Annotated in this window: 2 protein-coding genes; one reads left to right on the top strand and one right to left on the bottom strand. The window is 63.5% G+C overall.

Annotated elements, in window-relative coordinates; translation table 11 throughout:
• Positions 1–275: single-stranded DNA-binding protein (gene ssb, locus VGK20_08645; GenBank protein HEY2774105.1), on the bottom strand; the 275-nt coding region annotated here is incomplete at its 3' end.
• Between the two features lie 258 nt (positions 276–533).
• Here ssb and VGK20_08640 point away from each other — a divergent pair.
• A partial coding sequence (locus tag VGK20_08640) for a ribonuclease J (protein HEY2774104.1) occupies positions 534–1558 on the top strand: 1025 nt, incomplete at its 3' end.

Raw genomic sequence — 1558 nt, 5'->3', positions numbered from 1 at the left:
CCGGTCCCGTCCTTGGCTTCCCACTGCCGCGTGGTCAAGCGCCCTTCGATATAGACCTGCCGCCCCTTCTTCAGATACTGGCTGCACAGCTCGGCCTGTTTGCCGTAGACGACGATGTTATGCCACTCGGTGGATTCCTTGTTGGTGCCGTCGCGTCCCTTGAAGCGCTCGCTGGTCGCCACCGAAAAATTGGCGACTGGCTGCCCCGAGGGCAGGTAGCGCACTTCGGGATCGCGTCCGAGATTGCCGAGCAGAATGACTTTGTTTACTGACATCGTGGTTTAGGCGAGAAGCTCTCCGACTCGCATGCACCTTTGGCAGAATCTCTAAATCTTCCCTACGCTCGAAACCTAACGCTGGCGCGCATCCGGCGCAACCGCCCGGATCGAGGCGAATCCACCGGCTGTTGATATGCTGACACAGCTCTGGAAGCCTCCGATTGGCGCTTCGGGCCGCTCCCGGCGCCGCTTTCGCCGTTGCCGGGGGCTTTATATAATCGCCAGCGGTGGTCGGGTGAGGTGGGGTTCAGGGTGATGGCATCCCACGAATTGACATCTTCGTCGGTCAGGATCGTGCCTTTAGGTGGGCTCGGCGAAATCGGGCTCAATCTGACGGTGCTCGAATGCGCCGGACGTGCGATCGTAATCGACGCCGGGGTAATGTTCCCCGAAGAGCGCACGCTCGGACTCGGCGTGCTGGCGCCTGATCTCGCCTACCTCGAGCAGAGTCACCTCGAAATTCTCGGCGTCGTTCTGACCCACGCTCATGAGGACCACGTCGGCGCGCTGCCGCATCTGTTGCGCCGCTTCAACCTGCCGGTCTATGGCACCGCGGTGACGCTGGCCTTTGCGCGCCGCCGCCTCCACCAGGAGGGCTTGATCGGCGCGCGCATGAACACGATCGAGCCTCGCCGCCGCTTCGAGCTCGGCCCATTTGGCGTCGAACCGATCCGCGTCACCCATTCGACGCCCGACGCGGTGGCGCTCGCGATCGCGACTCCGGCCGGGCTAATCGTGCACAGCGGGGATTTCAAGATCGACCCGACGCCGATCGACGGCGAATTCTTCGACCACGAACGCTTCGCCGAATTGGGTGCTCAAGGCGTCGCACTTCTAATGTCGGATTCCACCAACGTCGAGCGTACCGGGCGCTCGGGCGCGGAGAGTTCGTTAAAGCCTGTGTTGCGCGAGATCGTGTCGCGCAGCCGCGGTAAGTTTTTTCTCTCGGTGTTTTCCTCCCATCTGCATCGCATGCGCCAGCTGACCGAGGTCTCGCGCGAGATGGGGCGGCGGGTAGTGCCGTTGGGGCGCCGGATGGCCGAAAGCGTTCGACTGGGCCTGGAACTCGGCCAGTTACCGTTCGCGCCCGGCACCTATATCGACCCGGCCGAGGCGGAATTCCTCGAATCGCGCAAATTGACTTTTCTCGCCAGCGGCAGCCAGGGCGAGCCGCTTTCGGCGCTGGTGCGAATCGCCGCCGACGCGCATCCGCGCGCGCGGGTGGAGCCGGGCGACACGGTGGTACTCTCCTCGCGCTTCATTCCCGGCAATGAACGCAC

The sequence above is a fragment of the Candidatus Binatia bacterium genome, from assembly GCA_036493895.1.
Taxonomy (GTDB): domain Bacteria; phylum Desulfobacterota; class Binatia; order UBA1149; family CAITLU01; genus DATNBU01.
Note: the sequence above shows the minus strand (reverse complement) of the source record. Positions and strands in the feature narration are given on the sequence as shown.